The following is a 986-nucleotide window of genomic DNA, read 5'->3' as shown; positions in this document are numbered from 1 at the left end:
TGGACCGCTGCGCCTCGCTCACCATGCCGGATAGCGGCTGCGAGGCGGCCTGGGCCGCCAATCGCCGCCGCTTCTTCCGCCAGGACGAGCCCGCGCTCGCGATTGAGCGCGGCAGCGACACGGCGCCGGACGAAGGCGCTCGGCCATGAACGACACCGGCATTATCGACAATTTCCTCGGCGTCTTCACCGGCTACATCGACAGCGGGTTCGGCCTGCTCGGCGGTGAGGTCGCGTTTCTCTCGACCACGCTGATCGCCATCGACGTGACGCTCGCCGGCCTGTTCTGGACCTGGGGCGCGGACGAGGACGTGCTTCAGCGCCTCGTCAAGAAAACGCTCTACATCGGCACCTTCGCCTTCATCATCGGCAACTTCTCGTTGCTCGCGACCATCGTGTTCGAGAGCTTCGCCGGGCTCGGCCTGCAAGCCAGCGGCGGGGCGATGACGATCGACGAGTTCATGAAGCCCGGCACGATCGCGGCGAAGGGGCTCGAAGCCGCCAAGCCGCTGCTCGACGCGGCGGGGCAGTTCTCCAGCCTTTGGGCCGTGTTTTCGAACCTCGCGCTGATCCTCGTGCTGCTGCTCGCCTGGGTGATCGTGGTGCTCGCCTTCTTCATCATCGCCGTGCAGGTCTTCATCACGCTGATCGAATTCAAGCTGGTAACGCTCGCCGGATTCGTCCTGCTGCCCTTCGCCTTCTTCAACAAGACCGCCTTCATGGCCGAGCGCGTGCTGGGCCATGTCGTCTCAACCGGCATCAAGGTGCTGGTGCTCGCCGTCATCACCGGCATCGGCACCACGCTGTTCAGCCAGTTCACCGGCGCGGCCCTCGGCCCCGCGCCCGACATCAATCAGGTCATGGCGATCGCGCTCGCCGCGCTTTCCTTGCTGGGCCTGTCGATCTTCGGGCCCGGCATTGCCAACGGCATCGTCTCCGGCGGCCCGCAGCTCGGCGCGGGGGCGGCGGCAGGAACCGCACTGGCAG

General features: G+C 66.5%; 2 protein-coding genes. Both read left to right on the top strand.

Going from position 1 to position 986, the window contains the following annotated elements:
- The coding region (gene trbK-alt / locus L288_RS42980) for a putative entry exclusion protein TrbK-alt (RefSeq protein WP_021237214.1) at nucleotides 1-149 on the top strand (149 nt) is incomplete at its 5' end.
- Nucleotides 146-986: P-type conjugative transfer protein TrbL (trbL, locus tag L288_RS26700; RefSeq protein ID WP_021237213.1), on the top strand; the 841-nt coding region annotated here is incomplete at its 3' end. The genes trbK-alt and trbL, both read left to right, overlap by 4 nt.

It is taken from the genome of Sphingobium quisquiliarum P25 (assembly GCF_000445065.1).
Lineage (GTDB): Bacteria > Pseudomonadota > Alphaproteobacteria > Sphingomonadales > Sphingomonadaceae > Sphingobium > Sphingobium quisquiliarum.
This window is presented reverse-complemented; position numbering and strand designations above follow the sequence as displayed.